General features: G+C 39.0%; 15 protein-coding genes. 13 read left to right on the forward strand and 2 right to left on the reverse strand.

Going from position 1 to position 18,506, the window contains the following annotated elements; translation table 11 throughout:
• Positions 1-12 precede the first annotated feature (12 nt).
• A complete protein-coding gene (locus RCG19_RS19510) occupies positions 13-1,221 on the forward strand; it encodes an iron-containing alcohol dehydrogenase (protein ID WP_308108473.1) in 1,209 nt (402 codons plus the stop codon).
• Between the two features lie 46 nt (positions 1,222-1,267).
• On the opposite strand, the gene RCG19_RS19515 is transcribed toward RCG19_RS19510, so the two are convergent.
• Together RCG19_RS19515 and motA are read right to left on the reverse strand one after the other, a co-directional pair.
• On the reverse strand, positions 1,268-2,023 hold the full coding sequence (locus RCG19_RS19515) for a flagellar motor protein MotB (protein WP_308108474.1): 756 nt from the start codon (positions 2,021-2,023) through the stop codon (positions 1,268-1,270).
• On the reverse strand, positions 2,007-2,804 hold the full coding sequence (gene motA / locus RCG19_RS19520) for a flagellar motor stator protein MotA (protein ID WP_166244512.1): 798 nt from the start codon (positions 2,802-2,804) through the stop codon (positions 2,007-2,009). Before motA ends, RCG19_RS19515 begins: the two co-directional genes overlap by 17 nt.
• A 401-nt stretch (positions 2,805-3,205) precedes the next feature.
• On the opposite strand from motA, the gene RCG19_RS19525 reads away from it, so the two are divergent.
• The 12 genes from RCG19_RS19525 (at position 3,206) to RCG19_RS19580 (ending at position 18,481) form a co-directional block, all read left to right on the forward strand.
• Complete coding sequence (locus tag RCG19_RS19525) at positions 3,206-4,027, forward strand: CheR family methyltransferase (RefSeq protein WP_308108475.1); 822 nt, start codon at positions 3,206-3,208, stop codon at positions 4,025-4,027.
• Positions 3,999-5,042 carry a protein-glutamate methylesterase/protein-glutamine glutaminase gene (locus RCG19_RS19530; protein ID WP_308108476.1) on the forward strand — a complete coding sequence of 348 codons (1,044 nt, stop codon included), beginning with the start codon at positions 3,999-4,001 and terminating at the stop codon, positions 5,040-5,042. Before RCG19_RS19525 ends, RCG19_RS19530 begins: the two co-directional genes overlap by 29 nt.
• Before the next feature lie 219 nt (positions 5,043-5,261).
• Positions 5,262-8,783: a flagellar hook-length control protein FliK gene (locus tag RCG19_RS19535; RefSeq protein ID WP_308108477.1), complete on the forward strand. Its 3,522-nt coding sequence runs from the start codon at positions 5,262-5,264 to the stop codon at positions 8,781-8,783.
• 16 nt (positions 8,784-8,799) lie between these two features.
• Positions 8,800-9,243 carry a flagellar hook assembly protein FlgD gene (gene flgD / locus RCG19_RS19540; RefSeq protein ID WP_308108478.1) on the forward strand — a complete coding sequence of 148 codons (444 nt, stop codon included), beginning with the start codon at positions 8,800-8,802 and terminating at the stop codon, positions 9,241-9,243.
• A 36-nt stretch (positions 9,244-9,279) separates the two neighbouring features.
• Positions 9,280-10,254, forward strand: coding sequence for a flagellar hook-basal body complex protein (locus RCG19_RS19545; protein ID WP_308108479.1), 975 nt, complete (start codon positions 9,280-9,282; stop codon positions 10,252-10,254).
• A 164-nt stretch (positions 10,255-10,418) separates the two neighbouring features.
• The gene (fliM, locus tag RCG19_RS19550) at positions 10,419-11,393 is read left to right on the forward strand and encodes a flagellar motor switch protein FliM (protein WP_308108480.1); all 975 of its coding nucleotides are present in this window, start codon (positions 10,419-10,421) and stop codon (positions 11,391-11,393) included.
• Position 11,394: 1 nt separating this feature from the next.
• Positions 11,395-12,519, forward strand: coding sequence for a flagellar motor switch phosphatase FliY (fliY, locus tag RCG19_RS19555; protein ID WP_374049560.1), 1,125 nt, complete (start codon positions 11,395-11,397; stop codon positions 12,517-12,519).
• Between the two features lie 30 nt (positions 12,520-12,549).
• Entirely contained in the window at positions 12,550-12,912 is a 363-nt protein-coding gene (locus RCG19_RS19560) for a response regulator (RefSeq protein WP_308108482.1), read from the forward strand.
• A gap of 120 nt (positions 12,913-13,032) precedes the next feature.
• Entirely contained in the window at positions 13,033-15,285 is a 2,253-nt protein-coding gene (locus tag RCG19_RS19565) for a methyl-accepting chemotaxis protein (protein ID WP_308108483.1), read from the forward strand.
• Between the two features lie 209 nt (positions 15,286-15,494).
• Positions 15,495-17,513 (forward strand): chemotaxis protein CheW, encoded by a 2,019-nt coding sequence (locus RCG19_RS19570; RefSeq protein ID WP_308108484.1) that lies wholly within the window; start codon positions 15,495-15,497, stop codon positions 17,511-17,513.
• 18 nt (positions 17,514-17,531) lie between these two features.
• Positions 17,532-17,957, forward strand: coding sequence for a chemotaxis protein CheW (locus RCG19_RS19575; protein WP_308108485.1), 426 nt, complete (start codon positions 17,532-17,534; stop codon positions 17,955-17,957).
• A gap of 44 nt (positions 17,958-18,001) precedes the next feature.
• Positions 18,002-18,481 carry a chemotaxis protein CheW gene (locus RCG19_RS19580; protein ID WP_166246192.1) on the forward strand — a complete coding sequence of 160 codons (480 nt, stop codon included), beginning with the start codon at positions 18,002-18,004 and terminating at the stop codon, positions 18,479-18,481.
• Positions 18,482-18,506 lie beyond the last annotated feature (25 nt).

Raw genomic sequence — 18,506 nt, forward strand, 5'->3', positions numbered from 1 at the left:
GTGAAGATACGAATGAAAACAACCTTATCACAGTTTATGTTGCGTACGGGTATTTATAGCGGTTCAAATGCACGGGCAATGGTTCCAAGTTTATTCGCCGGTCTTGGTGCAAAACGGGTGCTCTTACTTAGTGACCGCGGTTTAGAAAAAGCGGGTGTAGTTGATAAAGTCGCCTCCATTTTTGAACTGACGGGTAATGGCTCAGGCCCTCAATTAGTTGGAACCTATCTCGACATTGCCCAAGACGCAGAAAGCCGATGTATTAATGATGCCGTTCGCTACGCCAAGGAGGTAGGAGCAGACGCCCTGTTAGCAGTTGGCGGCGGCAGTGTTCTTGATACCGTAAAAGGGGTAAAATATGCCCTCCACAAAGGCTTATCAGATATTAAAGAGGCGATTCCGGGCGGACTATTATACGAACAGTTCCCAAAAGCAAACTATATGCCGATCCCGCATATTGCGATTCCAACAACTGCAGGAACAGGTTCAGAGGTTTCCCCGATTTGCGTTGTTTTTAATGAAGAAATTCAAATGAAGACAAATATCATCAATCCATTTATTAGCGCGGATATGGCCATTTTGGATCCCGATTTAACAGTCGGACTGCCGCCGCTGATTACAGCATTTACTGGATTTGATGCGTTAACCCATGCGATTGAAGCACTTGCCTCGCCAACGGCCACAGGTCTGACGGATGCATATGCCCTCCATGCCATCCGTTTGATTGAGAAAAATCTGCCTGTGGCAGTGGAGGATGGTGGGAATCTTGATGCCCGGATGGATTTGCTCCAAGCAAGTCTCATGGGGATTACCGCCTTTAGTTTCGCCTTAAACGCGATTCCGGTTCACAATTTGGCTCATGCTTATGGTGCCTTGTTCCGCATCCCACACGGCTTGGCCAATGCCGTCTTTTTACCTGTGGTGATGGAAATGGTTCCACAGTTATATTTACCGAAAGTGATTGAATTAGCGCAAGCGTTAGATGTGGAGGTGAAGGATGAGACACCGGATGGTGGTTTGATAAAAATTGTGGAAAAGATTCGTTTACTCCAGCATAAGGTGGGACTGCCGTCAGATTTTAAAGAGTTTACTATTAGCGAAGAAGATCTGGCATTGACAATTCCAGCTGTTATGAAGGATCCTGCTGCTTTAAGCTTTCCAATGCCAAAAGAATTGATTGCCGCGATTGGTCAGAAGGTAGTACCGCTGACAGTAAAATAGAAAAAGAAGGCCCGACAAGAATATGAAATACTTGTCGGGTCTTCCTTTAGATGTTTCGTAAAATAACAATATTTACTCTTCGGTTTGCTTGTTTATGTTCTGCGCTATCATTCGGATAAAGGGGCTTATATTCACCGTATCCGATAAATTGCAGCCGTTCTCTTGCAATATTTTTTCCTTCAAAATAATGAAGAACACTTACCGCTCTTGATGAAGAGAGTTCCCAATTAGAAGGATATCTTGAACTCCGAATCGGAACATTATCGGTATGTCCCTCAATACTGACTGGATTTGGAACCGTATTGATTAAGCCTATAATGGCATCTAAGGTATGATAGGAGCTTTCCTTAAGATCTGCTCTTCCCGGATCAAATAGGATGACTTCCTTAAAGGTTATTTCAACCCCGCGCTTCGTCTCTTGCAGTGAAACATCAGCTTGGAGCTGATTATCAGCAATATATTTTTCAATTCGACTCTTCAAATCTAAAAGCTCTTGATCTTCTTTAGGTTCCACTGCAGCCGCTGGTGCCTGCTGTTGTTCCTTGGCGGCTTGATCTGATTTTGCCACATCAGATGGTTTTACCGATAATCCTGTATTGGTACTCTCAATTTTCGTCCCTGTTAGTTCAGACTTAAAGGATTCCATGATAGACATGAATTTTTGTTTATCCACAACACTTGAGGCAAACAAAACAATAAATAGGGCTAATAATAACGTCAAAATATCTGCGTAGGGAATTAGCCATGATTCATCAATATGCTCTTCATGCTCTTCTTCTAAACGCCTACGCCGATTTTTCATAGGATTTTTCCTCTGCCGAATTACCTAATTTTTTCCGGTCCTTTGGTGCAAGGTGTGCGGATAATTTCTTTTCGATTGCACTAGGTGAAAGTCCTCGAGAGATTGCAAGTAAACCCTCTAAGATAAGCATTTTAAGGTCTTGTTCTTGCTTCGAAATGCGTTTTAATTTATTTGCAAGCGGATGCCATAGTACATAGCCGGTAAAAATCCCAAGCAATGTTGCAATAAATGCAGCCGAAATCGAATGTCCTAGTTTTTCAACATCATTTAAATTCCCTAACGAGGCAATCAGACCGACAACAGCGCCTAGAACCCCTAGGGTCGGAGCGTAGGTGCCTGCTTGTGTGAAAATAAGCGCCCCTGTTTTGTGGCGCTTTTCAATGGCTCCAAGTTCATCGAATAAAACTTCTTCAATGAATTCAGTATCATAGCCATCGATAATTAGTTCAAGTCCTTTTTTAAAGAAAGGATCCTTTGTATTGGCTGCCGTTTCTTCAAGTGCCAGAATTCCCTCCCTTTTTGCAATTCCTGCACATTCCACAAATGTAGAAATTTGCTCTGCCTTTGAAGGTTGTTTTGGCTCAAAAAATGCGATCTTAAAAAGACTTCCGACCTTTTTCAATTCACTAAAAGGAAAGGCAATCATGACGGCAGCGATGGTTCCACCAAAAATAATTAATAATGCCGCAGGGTTGTTTAAGGCTGAAAGGGAGGCTCCTTTTAAGACCATTCCTACACCTATGGCGACTAATGCTAACAAAATCCCAAAAATACTGGACATCTTCTTCTCCTTCAAATCGAAAATAGTATATTGTCATTTTACGTCAAACAACATCATTCGACAATAAACATTTTTATAAGTCCATAGTTTGAATGGAATGATAAAAATAAAAAAATTGAATAAATTCGATGTAAAGTAGTTTGCAATAAAGTATAATAAAAAACACAAAGAATGCTCTATTAAGGGATGTAACAGGAATTTTGATACAGTAATCATTCCATGATGGGATTAAAATTTATATTTGACTCAAATCAAAAAATTCTATAATTTTATAGTATTGGAATAAAATTACGTGAATAACTATTTTTTGTAAATCGAACAAAGTTTTGTTCGATACTAACAGCTTTTTTGCTTGAAGCAAAAAGGCAGCATAGGGTGATAACATGGTAGATACTGGGCTAGTGAAATTAAGTCAAATGATATATGATTATTGTGGTTTGCATTACAAAGATCGACTTCCATCTTTAAGAGATAAAATTTCCAAAAGAGTAGTAGAACTGGGACTTTCGTATAGGGATTATTGTAATTATCTGCAAAGGACACCATCTGAATGGGAGATCCTTGTTGAATTATTAACAATAAATGAAACCTACTTTTATCGTGAAGAAAGCCAATTAAATGAATGTTGTTCAATCATACTGCCGATGATGAAAAGGAAATTGAGAGATCGTCCATTAAGGATTTGGAGTGCCGCTTGTTCCACCGGCGAAGAGCCATATACGCTTGCTATGTTGATTCAGGAAACAGGCTTGTTCCCTATGGGGACAGTTGAAATTATTGGATCAGATATTAACAAAAAGGTCATTAAAAAAGCAGATCAGGGTTGGTATCATAAAAACTCGTTTGCATTTCGAAGAATGCCGGAACATCTCCTTGAAAAGTATTTCAATGTTGAAAATGGAGGCTATCAAATTAATGCATCCATAAAAAGAATGGTTAAATTCCAAGAATTAAATCTTCTTAATGAAAATGATTTACCTCAAATTGGTGAAGTAGATATCATTTTTTGTAGAAATGTTTTGATTTATTTTGATCAAGATACAATCAAACGCGTAATTCGAAATTTACATCAAAATTTAAAACCTAATGGGTATTTGTTTCTTGGTCATGCTGAATCAATTACCGAAATGTCATTAGGGTTTCAAAAAGTAGACTCATCTAAGACTTTTTATTATCGAAAGGAACCTAATCAAAATGAAACGCTACGGTATATTAGTGGTTGATGATTCTGCATTTATGAGAAGGGCAATTAGTCAAATACTGGAGGGCGACCCCCGTTTCCATGTAGTTGGCATCGCGAGAAATGGGGTAGACGCCGTTGAAAAAGTTCAACGGCTTAGGCCTGATTTGGTGACCATGGACGTTGAGATGCCGGAAATGAATGGAATTCAGGCATTGGAGCAAATTATGAAAATTTCTCCAGTCCCTGTTGTGATGTTAAGCTCACATACAGGCGAGGGGGCTAGGGAAACATTACAATCATTGGAACTCGGGGCTGTGGATTTCTTCTTAAAGGATAATTTGTTAAAGAATCCTAAAGATTCGCATCAAATTAGTGAATTTTTACAGCGCTTAAGAGCTATTGTAAACGGAAAACTACCTAGCACAGCTCCTACTAAGTCCCCACAGGCGCAGGTAAAAAAAGTAAAAAGGATAAATCCTCGACAATTTGAACTGTTATTTATAGGGTGTTCCACAGGCGGACCCTCTGCCTTACAAAAAATTCTACCATATTTTCCGGAGGATTTTCCAATTCCAATCGTTGTTGCTCAACACATGCCTCCAAAATTTACGAAGCCATTGGCTGATCGGTTCGATACATTATGTCAATTAAAGGTAAGAGAAGCGCAACATGAAGAGGTTTTGTCGGCAGGATCTATTTATATAGCACCATCCGGTTATCAAACACGACTCAAAAATCGGGAAGATGGATCAATTTTATTTACCATTGATGATCAAACAGATGACCAGGTATTATATAAGCCATGTATTGATATTACGCTAGCTTCAATTGCTCCAATATTCAAGCATCGACTGTTAACTGTTATCTTAACGGGAATGGGTTCTGATGGCATGCAAGGCTGCGGTTTGGTAAAAAAGTATAACGGGGCTGTGTTGGTTGAGGCAGAAGAATCTTGTGTTGTTTACGGTATGCCAAAATCGGTGTACGAAGCAGGATATGCTGATGGGCAATTTGAACTAACCCAAATGTTTCAACAAATTAGGGCATTGATATAAAAATTAAATGAATATAGTAGCAGGTAGAAGGTAGTGTATTGCATTCACTGCCTTTTTTTTATCAAAAAACTATCAAAATACATAAATAGGCAAAAGTGTGATAAAAAAGTGTGGGAAATAATTTTATTAATGAGTGAAAAATGTCATGACGAAAAAAAGTCTATGGGGTATAATGTAGATTAATTGAGTTCAAATACTAAAATAAGGGGGGTAGGTTGTTTGGATGTCACTCAAAATTTAATCAAAATAATTCAAACATTCCAATTTGATGCTAAAAAGCCTAAAGCCGGCTTGCAATCCGAGACACCAACAATTCCCTTTAATCAGATATTTTCTTTATTCAATAGTTTAGATAAATCAATTGGAACCGAGTTGAAACCAGGAATTATTCCTGAAAATATATCAATTGATCGATTGATGGGCAATCAACAGAGTGGAATGAAACAGAATTCCGTTGACGTTAAGCAATTAGATTCCATTTTAACCGCATGGGCTGCCGGAATCCAGCAAGAACACTTATCCAAGGGAATAATCACCAATAACTCCCAAGTAGATGGAACACAGGTTGACGAATTAAATAATGAGAATACGTATGTCCCGAATGATCTGGATGGTATCCAAAAGTCAATGTTTGAGTGGGTAAATAGTCATTATCAACTAGTTAACCCGGATAATGATCATGTGGAGATTCCAAATGTACAGACCGCCGATGAATCGGTTTCGCAAGGAAATAAATTAGATAAAACAGATCCAAATAAAGTTAATCTTCATAGGTTTTTGAACCAACCGATACCGAATGAAATATTCGGAAAATTAAGTAATGGTTTTAATGAAGGAATAAGTGCAGACCCTAAGGAAAGAAATACCGGAAAAACGGTCGCACTGAATACACAAGTAGATTTGAATAAAAATTACGATATTTCACGGCGGATCTCCAATCCGGTCTCAACCTCCTTCGTAAGGATTCCGGAAAATAAAGCAACTACAAATGAAACCGCCAATTTGATAGATCAACAGATGGATTTCCCTAGAGTAGGAATGGGGCCTACATACCTGGAGCAGATCAAACCTATTTCAATTCAGGAATTTATTCCAGTTGTTACCGATGTGCTTAACAGTTTTATAAGGGAAGCCAATGGTTCAACCTTAAGCGCTGAAGCAAATATCTTTTTGCCTGTAAAAGATGTAGGAATCATTAAAATAGATATTGCATCACAACAAGGGAAAATGACGACGCAAATTTTAACAGATACACCCAAGGGAAAAGAAATTCTTGATGGCCAGATACCACATCTGAAACAGGGGTTGCAACAGAATGGCGTAAATTTGGATATGCTGGAGATTGTGCAAACTGATCACATTTTGCAACTACCAGAGAAAATGCTCCAGGCTGTTTACATGCAAAACCCAGAGGCAGTGAGCCAGAATGGAATGGTTCAAAAACAGGTCGAGCATTCACCTGATGAAAACATTCCCAACCAACTATCAGAGAAAAGGCCGAAAATAGTAAATGATACAAATCATGATTCTAGATTACTGAATCAAGTGATCCCATATTCGTTTAATCAGTATTCAACTTTCCGTTCTCTTGATACAAGCCATCCTAGTGGAGAAAGTTCGCCTTTAACAACCATTTCAGATCAAGCGGGAGAATCATTTGTAAAGGAAAAAGCTATTTTGCAAGCTGACGGAAGTAATAGCCATTCAGTAAGCGAGCCACTGCACCCTGTTCTAACAGTTTCTGATTTTGTACCAGAACTTAGTAATTGGATTGAAGCGCATTATAGGGCGGCACCAGTTCAGACTGGACAGACTATTGGAAATTATACCTTAATTCCAGAGTCGTTAGGGAGCTTGGAAATCAACTTAACTTTAAATGCTAATCAAATTGCTGCGCAAATAGTAACGAGCTCGCCACAAACAAAAGAAGCATTGGATGGCCAACTGCAACAACTGCAAGGGGTTTTACAGCAGCGAGGATTAAATGTGGAAAAGCTGGGGATTGTTTACCGAGATTCCTCGATACAACAGCTAAACGATGGGCAAGGGAATGTAAATAGGCCAGAAACTAACGGCAACATTCAAAATGACGTTTTTACCGAGATGAATCAGCAGAAAATAAAAAGACCTGAAAACTTAGTCAAGCATCAAGATACATTAATTTTAAAGCCTGAACTCACGCAACAGAATGGAACGGAACAAAAACCTGAGATTATGCATCAGAATGGAACGGAAGAAAAGCCTGAGTTTATGCAACAGAATGGAACGATGCAAACACCTGAGATACAGCAGCAGAATTTGGAAACACCAATGACCAGTTCGATAAATGGGTCGAACAATTTATTGGACCGTAATAAGTCTTTCCAATTCGATAATCAATGGAATGAACCGTTATTTAATGGATCTCCACCATTTCCTTTCATTAGAACAAACATTTCTAGTGAAACAAAACCGGATCCAGCCGAAGCAGTTAATCCGTCAATTACCGAAGCTACTGATATATATAACCAGATTTCTAGGGCTGTGGTTAATGAGAACGAGTCGAGTGGAGCTCCAGTAAATTCAGATTTATTCGTTTCTGAATTTGTTCCGGAAGTGAGCAAATGGATTAATCGAAATATAAAGATAACGCCTGGCATTCAAGAGGTTTCAATGGGCAAATTCTCCTTAATACCTAGGGAGTTGGGTAGTGTCGAAATGAAGATTACTTCTGACAATGGACAAATAGCCGCTCAAATCATTACAGATTCCTTGGAGGCGAAAGGTGCCCTGGAAAAGCAACTGCCACAATTGCAACAGTCTTTGCGGCAGACTGGATTTATCGTACAGCAACTCGATATTGTAGAACATGATGTTTTAAAACATAACCCGGTGATGATGGAACAAGGTTTTACCGAACGAAACTTAGGGGTTATGCAGCAAGGTGGAAGCAGACATAAACGTGGGGTTACAAGTCCTGAGGTAATCCGGCCAAACGTGAATGCAAGGAATCAATCTACTTTATTAATGGGTAAGAATCAAACTGGTCATTCAACTAATCAAACTATTAATCGTTCAAATCTTGAAACATCATTATTCAACGTTCAAGAAACAAAGAGTTCTATAGAGATTAGTTCTGAAACTACTGATTTTTCGTTGGAAGTAGAAAATGGTAATCATTCAAATGATTCAACTAGTGTCATGAACCAACTGCCTCAAGCTGCTTTAAGCAGACATGTGACTGGTGGTCAACACAAGCTTCCAAATCTACCAGTTTCACAATTTGTTCCTGAGGTGAGTAAGTGGATCGGCGAAAATAGTAAGTTTACACCACTTCGGGAAGGTGTTGCTGAGGCGAAATTCTCTTTAACGCCAGATCACCTTGGTCATATTGAGATAAAAATTGTGTCACAGCAAGGTCAAATTACAGCTCAAATCTTTACAGATACATCACAGGCAAAGGAAGCGCTGGATGGACAACTGCACCAATTAAGGCAAGTATTGCAACAACAGGGGTTAAATTTACAAAAGCTTGAGATTGTTCAACAAACTCCTTCATCGATGGATTTGACTCAAACCAATCTATCCTTTTCACAAGGTGGATTTCATTCACCACAAGAGCAACGTTCGCAATCATTAACGCGGAATGGATTGAAAAGGCAAAAAGATGATGAACGAATCGAAATGGAAAGGGAAACCCCATCCACTCCCTATAGAGGTTCTGTTCTAAAATCTTCTTCAAATATTGATTTTACCGCCTAGAAAGGAGCGGAGTGACTTGAGCGATTGGGTAAATATAGATCATACCGCTAAAAGTAATTCAATTTTCAATAATGTTAAGCCTTTTGAGCAACAAAGCTCGTTAGGCAAAGATGATTTTCTGAAAATACTTGTCACGCAATTATCAAACCAAGATCCGACAAGTCCCCTTCAGGATAAGGATTTTATTGCCCAGATGGCAACCTTTAGTTCACTTGAACAAATGACGAATTTAAATAAGTCATTTGAGAAATTTTCTGGCCAACAAATGAGTCAGCATGCCGCCGTCATTGGTAAAGAAATTAGCTGGTTAGAGCAAGAACAAGGATCCGTTGTGACTAAAAGTGGCGTGGTCAATGGGATATCGTTGGACGACGGAAGTTATTATTATATGGTCGGCGATGACAAAATTCCGGTAGAATATGTGACTGAAATGAAGGAAACCACGACCGAATCCAAATAATCAAAATAATAGAAGAAGAATAAGGAGGAACACATCATGTTAAAATCATTATACTCTGGTGTTTCAGGGATGAAAGGCTTTCAAACAAAGATGGATGTCATCGGGAATAATATTGCCAATGTGAATACCGTTGGATTCAAAAAAAGCCGTGTAGTATTTCAAGACATTATTAGCCAAAATATTAAGGGTGCAACGCCACCATCTGATACACGTGGCGGGGTTAATCCAATGCAAATTGGTTTAGGTTCAAAAATCTCAGCTATTGATAACGTCCATACTCCAGGAAGTCCGATGTCAACCAATATTGGATCAGATTTGGCCATTGATGGAGATGCGTTTTTTGTGCTTACACCAGATGCCCCTAATCTTCCGGGAGCAGAATATTCACTTGAGAATATGCCAACATATCTGACTAAAGCGGGGAATTTTGGATTGGATGCGGATGGCTACCTTGTTAATTCTAATGGATTTTTTGTAACCGGAGTAAGAGAGAACCCAGGTAATACCTTAGATCCATATGATAGATTGAAAATAAAAATTAATGAAGATGCAACTGATCCAGCCAATCCTAAAAAAATTATCTCCTACTCCATTGATACGAACGGATTTATTAATGTTGTCAATGAGGATGGCAAAAGTGGACAGTTGGCATTTAATGGTACTGATTATTTTCTTTCTACGCCAACTACCCCTAAAGATCAATTAATCTCACTTGGAACGGCAGTAGTACCGAACCCAGCTGGATTGAAAAAAGTTGGAAATACCATGTTTGAAGTCACACAAAATGCAATGACCGATAGTGCAGCTACAAGCGATACTGAACCAATCATCAGTCGTATTGCAGATAATAAAGGCGGTCAAATGAACTCGGGTATGCTTGAAATGTCAAACGTTGATTTAACGGAAGAATTCACTGAGATGATTATTGCTCAGCGTGGATTCCAAGCTAACTCTAGAACGATCACAACTTCTGATTCGATTTTAGAGGAAATTGTAAACTTAAAACGATAGACTTTTATAATTAGTTAAATTCGATTTTTTTCCCTTCATTAAAAGTCAGGAGGAGGCAAACGGGAATTTTCTCGGATGACCCTCTTTTCTTTTTCATGAGAAGTGGAACTCTTATTAGTTTTTAGTTGCTTCTATTACTCAGGGAAGAGTTAGGGGGATGCCCTTTGGCAGATGTATTATCACAACAAGAAATCGATGCCCTTTTAAACGCCTTAGATAGTGGGGAACTGCAGGCATCCGATGTCACAGAACAAAAGAAAAAAGTAAAAGTATATGATTTCAAACATGCGATGCGCTATTCAAAGGAGCAATTGCGCAGTATTACGCGGATCCATGAGAACTTTACCAGACTTTTAGCTTCTGATCTTTCCACACAGCTTAGAACGTTCGTCCAAATTGAGATAGATCTGGTAGAACAGGTAAATTACCATGAATTTATTGCCTCCATCCCATCCAGGACCATTTTGAATGTTTTTGAAGTGCAACCAATGGACGGGAAAATGGTGATGGAGATCAATCCTCAAGTTGCCTATGCCGTTTTAGAAAGGATGTTGGGTGGACAAGGGGATCCTGCCGAACGCAATGGAGCATTAACTGAAATCGAATCTGTACTGCTACAAAAGGTTTTTGCCAAATCCTTTGATATGTATCATGAGGTATGGAAAAGTGTTCTGCATATTGATGTAAAGTGGGAAGGAATTGAAGCAAATCCACAATTTTTACAAATTGCTTCTCCCAATGAAACAGTAATCGTCATTGCCTTTCGCACCGTCATTGGGGAAACCACTGGCAGGATGACATTATGTCTTCCGCATTTAATTGTGGAGCCAATGCTGCCTAATTTAACAACACATCAATGGCTTTCAACAATGTCGAAAACAAATGTATCCCAGCATGATAAAATCATGCAAAACTTGGATATTGTCCCTATTCCGATTATTGCTGAACTTGGGCGAGCAAAGCTGCCGGTATCTGATGTTTTAAATCTGCAAATCGGGGATGTAATCGGAATCGAAGCGGGGAAACTGCAAATTAAAGTAGATCAATTGACAAGATTTCTAGCGAATCCGGGTCTCCTTAACGGTCATTATGCTGTTCAGATTGACCAAGTAATTGATTCTGAAGGAGATGAAGAATAAGATGAATGAAGGTTCACTTTCACAAGATGAAATCAATGCCCTATTTAGTCAAATGGAGTCGACCCCTCCGAGTTTATCCATTGATGACTTTTTAAGCTCGATGGAGCAAGATGCATTGGGGGAGATTGGTAACATTTCCCTAGGAAGCTCTACAACGGCTCTGTCTGCTTTGTTAAATCAACGAGTGGAAATTACGACACCGACACTTTCCATTATTGAACAGGAACAAATGGAAGATCTGATTCAGGAAAAACATGTGGCTGTTCACGTTGACTATACCATTGGCTTCCGTGGTAAAAATTTATTAATGATAAAAGAAAAGGACGCAAGAATCATTGCCAATTTAATGATGGGCGGTGATGGACTGACGTTAGAGCCTGAGCTTTCAGAAATGCACTTAAGTGCTGTTCAAGAGGCAATGAACCAAATGATGGGTTCAGCTGCCACATCTATGTCAACGCTTTTTAGTCAAAAAGTGGATATTTCACCACCAACAGTTGATGTCCTTGGATTTCCGCCGAAAAAATTAGAAGATCTTGAAGATAAAATAATTATTAAAGTCTCTTTTCGCTTGAAGGTAGGAAGTCTTATTGATTCTAATATGGTTCAGTTTATTCCATTGTCATTTGCAAAGGAAATGATTCATAAAATCCTTAGCCCCGCAAAAGCGGCTGAACCGGTACCAGTGAAAAAGGAACCAATAATACAACAAGCGAATACGGGAGCTTCCCAAACAACAACTGCTCCAATGACGGAACAACAGGCGCCACAAAATGTGTCCTCTGCACCAATAAATGAAAATGCGAACGTACAAAAGGTTGAATATGCAACGTTCTCTAAAAATTCACAAGTTAGTGCCGGTGCAGGTAATTTAGATTTGTTATATGATATTCCACTCACGATTACTGTTGAGCTTGGACGTACAGATATGCCGATTAAGAAGATTCTTGAATTAGGACCAGGCGCTGTCATTGAACTGGATAAATTGGCAGGAGAGCCTGTAGATATTTTAGCTAACCAAAAGTTGATCGCCAAAGGCGAAGTGGTGGTTATTGAAGAAAACTTTGGGGTGCGTATTACAGATATTGTAAGCACTATGGATCGAATTAGTAAAATGGCAAATTAAATTAAACTTTTACAATATGGAGGGATTACGTTGGCAAGGGTATTAATCGTTGATGATGCAGCATTTATGAGAATGATGCTAAAAGATATATTAACTAAAAATGGTCTTGAAGTGGTTGGAGAGGCCGTAAACGGTGAAGATGCATTTGAAAAATATCAGGAAGTACAGCCTGATATTGTGACAATGGACATTACCATGCCTGAAATGGACGGAATTACCGCGGTGAAGAAAATTAGAGCCGTTAACCCGCAGGCTAAAATCATTATGTGTTCGGCAATGGGGCAGCAGCCAATGGTGTTAGAGGCTATCCAAGCGGGTGCTAAGGATTTTATTGTTAAGCCATTCCAAGCAGACCGTGTCATTGAATCTATTACAAAAGTATTAGGGAAATAATCATATTTATAGAATAAGACTTTGAATAGGAGAAGCGGGAAGTGAACTGTATAAAGTGGGTTCGAACCTCTCGCTTTTTTTTTTGAACACTCAGCAAATTTGGCAAAAGGAGGGAAATGAATGTTTAGTAAATTACCGAATAAGAGTAATGAAACATCCGACAATATTCCCAAGAAGAAGAGAATAGGGGATATGAAAATTATTAAGAAAGTTAATTTTTGGTTTGGAAAAATACCGATGCTTGTTAAGCTTTTTGGTAGTTTTGTTCTAGTATTATTATTCTTAGTGACGATCACTATTGTATCCTATAAAAACATAAATTTATTAGATGACCATGTACATACACTTGGAATGAAGCAAATGCCCAAAATTGAAATGATAGGGAATCTAAAAGAAGAGGTCACAAACATCCGGATGTATGCGGCAATGCATGCATATGAACAAAGCCCAGAAACCAAAAAAAATATTGAAGGTTTCATTAAAGTGGAGGCCCAAAAGGTTCATAAGAATACAAAAGAAATGCAGAAATATAACTTGACCGATGATAATAAAAAAGCATTAAAGGAATTTGATGGTAACTTTGAAAAATATGTTGGCCTTCTTCCTTCATTTTATGAAAAATCGGGAACAAACAATTTTGACGAAATTCATGGGCAAATGGGGATATTAACAGCATTCGGAAGTAAAACGATGATCTCCCTTGATAAATTTGCTGATAGCATAGAAAAAAGAAACAAGAAGATTGTTACTAAAGCAAAACAAGATGCGGGAGATTCTAGTTTACAAATAACGATTGCTTCCATTTGGACCATATTTTGGGGCTTGCTTGTCGGCTTTCTGATTACAACTCTAATCCGACGCTCCGTTCGTAAAGTAGTGGAAAATGTAGATACTACTACCCACTCTGTTACGGAGATTAGAAAATCGATTGATCAAACAGCTGCAAGTGCACAGGTATTAGATACCTCCATGATAAAAGCAAATGATTCTGTTAGTGAACTTGTCATTTCTATTCAACAAACTGCAGAAAGCACGAATATTACGGCTTCTGGCGTGGAAGAAGTATCTGCAGCAATAGAACAAATGAGTGCATCTATTAATATTGTTTCTGAAAGCACGGGTATTCTTACATCATCTGCCGAAGAAACCTCTGCTGCAATTCAGGAAATGATGGCTTCGATTGAACAGGTAGCAATGAACATCGGCAGTGTAGATATCAATGTTGATGAAATCTCCGCCGCCATCGAAGAAATGAGTAAATCGATAAATGATGTCAGTGAAAACGCAAAAATGTTGGCTGAGAGGTCAGAACAAACGAATGAATCGGTCGAGATCATGGTTAAATCGACTAAGCAAATAGCTGACAGTGTAAATAAAGTGAACGGCCTCAGCAACACGGTTCAAAATGATGCATTTGAGGGTGCTGCTTCTTTGAAAGAAACATTAGAGGGCATGAAAGAAATCTCTGAGGTTATTACCAAAGCAAGTCAGGTTATGGAAACCTTAGGAGAGAGTTCAAATGAAATTGGCAGCATCATTGAAGTGATCGATAATATCGCTGATCAAACAAATCTATTAGCGCTTAATGCAGCTATTGAGGCTGCGCGTGCCGGAGAACATGGAAAAGGGTTTGCTGTTGTCGCGGATGAAGTTAGAAAGTTAGCTGAAAGTTCCGTAAAAGCAACAAATGAGATTGCCACTCTTATTCAGGGAATTCAAGCTGAAACAACCGTTGCCATGTCTGCCATCAATAATGGTGCACAAAAGGTAAAAGCCGGAAATCAATTGGCGAATCAGACAAATTCAGCTATTACCAAAATTACGGAAGGCATTGCCTTAGTTACCGAAGAAATGAAACAAATTGCCATTGCAACAGAAAAACAATCAAAGAATAGTGAACTTTTTGCCGATTCCATTGAAACGGCTATGAAGCGATCAGCCATGATGGCGTATTCTACGAATGAACAGGCGCTTACAGCAGAAGAAATTGTCAAAGGAATTATCAATATTAAAACCCAGGTTGAACAAATTTCTATCGCAACCGCTGAACAAGCCCAAGGAAGTTTTGCGATTGTTGAGGCAGTCCAGAGCGTGACAGATCAATCAAATTCCGTAACCAATGCTACCAAGGAACAGGCACTTACGGCTGAAGAAATTGTCCGGAATATTAACAGTATGAAGGATAGGGTTATACAGATCACTGAAGCCGCGAATCACCAAGCAAGGTACGGAAAAGAGATATCCATTGTGGTTGAAAACGTCCGCAAACAAACAGAAGAATTGAATAGTGGGATTGAAATACAAACAAAAGAAGTCGAAGAGGTCGTTACCTCAATTAAAGACGTCAGTCGCCAAATCAAAAAACTAAAATAATTTTGATAGAAAAACGCTTTCGCTAGCACATGCGAAGGCGTTTTACCATCAGAATGTAAAAAAAATATATGAAATAGTCCAAAAGTCTCAAAAAAGTTTGATTCTGATGATGGAAATTATGCTAAGATGAAAATAGATTATTCATTCATCAAAAGGTTTTTGTCTTGTTATTAATCGGAGAACTATTGCCAGTTTGAGGAGAGTTTGAAATGGAATATAATGATTTTTTGGAATTATTTATTGAAGAATCAAAAGAACATTTGCAATCAATAAATGATGAATTGTTAAAACTCGAAGCTGAACCTGAAAACCTTTCAATCGTGAATGAGATTTTTCGATCCGCACACACGCTAAAGGGAATGTCCGCTTCCATGGGCTTTGAAGATCTTGCTTCATTAACACACGAAATGGAAAATGTATTGGATCTTGTGCGGAACGCTAAATTAACCATTACGAACGAAATAATGGATGTCATTTTCCAATGTGTCGATCTAATCGAAAAAATGATAGATAGCATAGAGCAAGGCGGGGATGGAAAAGCAGATGTGACGGAAGTCGTTCGCCAATTAACCATGATTCATAATCCCTCTAGTTTTCAAGCTATTGGGGGTCAGGCTTTACCTGAAGTAGCAGCCACTGCTGTTGCCGAGGAGTTGGTGTTGGATACATTTGAACAATCGATGATAGAGGAAGCAAAAAAGCTAGGAAATAAAGTTTTTCAAATTAAGATATCGATAGACCCAAAATGTGTGATGAAATCGATCAGGGCCTATATGGTATTTCAAGCGGCAGGGGAACTTGGGGAAATTATTCATAGTAACCCTTCAGCAGAAGATATTGAAGCTGAGAAGTTTGATGATTCTTTTACGATTTTACTATTATCTGATCATGAGGAAGCAGAAATACAATCACAATTTAATCAAATTTCTGAATTAACAGATGTTTTGATTCTAGAGAGAACCAAGCAAGCGTCGCCAGTGTCGAATAACACTAGTGAGACGGTAGTGAAACAAACTGAAACAACAAGTAAAGCGGAAGCTGCACCGACACCAGCATCGGTAAAAAAGAAGCATAAATCAAAATCCATCCGTGTTGATATTGAAAAGCTTGATCAGTTGATGAACCTGTTCAGTGAATTAATTATCGACCGCGGGAGGCTGGAACTTATCTCGAGGAAGGCAGAGAATCGTGAATTAATAGATTCAGTTGAACATATGACCCGCATCACAACAGATTTGCAGGGAATTATTTTGAACATGCGAATGGTTCAAGTAGACCAGGTTTTTAATCGTTTCCCTCGGATGATTCGGGATCTTGCAAAAGACCTGAAGAAGAAAATTCAACTAGTGGTGGAGGGAGAAGAAACAGAATTAGATCGGACGGTCATTGACGAGATTGGAGATCCATTAGTCCACCTGCTAAGGAATGCATTAGATCATGGACTTGAATCAACAGAAGAAAGACTCGCCACTGGAAAGCCGGAGGAAGGGAAGATTACGCTAAAGGCCTACCACAGTGGAAACAGCGTATTTATTGAAGTAGCCGATGACGGGAAGGGCATTAATCGTGATAAAGTCTTGAATAAAGCGCTTGAACGGGGTGTTGTCACCCAGAAAGAAGCTGATTCGCTAACAGATCAGCAGGTTTTTGCACTCCTATTCTCTTCCGGATTTAGCACTGCCGATAAAATCTCGGATATTTCTGGTCGCGGTGTCGGCCTTGACGTGGTGAAAACAAAAATCGAATCATTAAGTGGGGAGATCAGCATTGATTCCGTCCCTGGACATGGTTCTACTTTCCGAATTCAATTGCCGTTAACTTTATCAATCATCAATGCAATGTTAATTAAAGCTGGAGAAGAAACCTATGCAATTCCGTTCAGTTCCATTTTGGAAATAACGGAAGTTTCAGGAGAGCAGGTCACCACTCTTTATGGACAAAAAGTGTTCCAGTTTAGAGATCAAGTTGTATCTCTTGTGGAGGTAAACGATATTTTCAAAGTACCAACTGTTGAAACCGACATCGAACTTGAACAGCAATTAGTTGTGATTGCCCGTAAAGGAGACAAACTAAAGGGCCTTGTGGTGGATTCGGTCATTGGACAACAAGAGGTTGTATTGAAATCTTTAGGGAACTACTTGACCAACCTATTTGCTATCTCTGGGGCAACCATCCTAGGCACCGGAGAAGTAGCATTAATTATGGATACGAATCAATTATTTAATTAGAAAGGGTGAAGCTTTTCAATGAATAGAAAAATTGTCGCCTTTAAACTGAACGGGGAAGAGTATGGATTGGACATTCAGTATGTACAGTCGATTGAACAGCTCCTTCCGATCACACGGGTTCCTAATGCCCCAATCTATGTAAAAGGTGTGATAAATCTTCGTGGAAATGTCATTCCTGTGCTGGATCTAAGCAGCAAACTTACTCTTAATCAAGCAACCTATACAAAATTTACACGATTGATTATCACGAAAGTGGAGGAAATTGAGGTAGGATTGATTGTGGACCAAATTAGCGATGTGATTGATATTGCAGAAGAGGCAATCGAATCTGAATCCTCCAGTGCCATACATTCCGAATTTTTCGAAGGTATTGCCATTTCTGATGGCAGGATCATCATCTTATTAAATGTAGAAGAGCTATTGAAAACAGAAGAGGTAATCTAGTCTACATTATATATGAAATTTTTCAATGAAGTGAGGTTCTTTTAATGGAGCAATTTATGGTTCAGGATTGTAAAGTACTGATATTTAAAGTAGGTCTTGAGGAGTACGGAGTTCATATTAATCAGGTTGTTTCCATTGAGCGAATGCAGGAAATCAATACGTATCCTAATCGTCCGGCGCATGTCTTGGGGGTTACGACAGTCAGGGATGTGATCATTCCAGTGGTGGATATGCGCTCTGCGTTAACAGACCAATCACATATTTCAACGGATACAGCGCGAATCATCATTGTGAAGGTCTCTGGTGATCAAGAGATTGGGGTTGTGGTTGACGCAGCCACAGATGTAACGGATCTAGCACCGGAAACCATTCAACAGCCAAGCCTTATGGGAGAGACGGATATTTCTTATCTGAAAGGTGTATCCAAATTAGATGACCGTTTGATTATTTTACTGGATATGGAAACATTGCTGGAAAATACTACGAACTTAGATGAACTGAAAGAAATAATCAAAGCGTTATAGTTGAATAATTGGAGAGGGTAAATAG

It is taken from the genome of Neobacillus sp. OS1-2 (genome assembly GCF_030915505.1).
GTDB lineage: Bacteria > Bacillota > Bacilli > Bacillales > Cytobacillaceae > Neobacillus.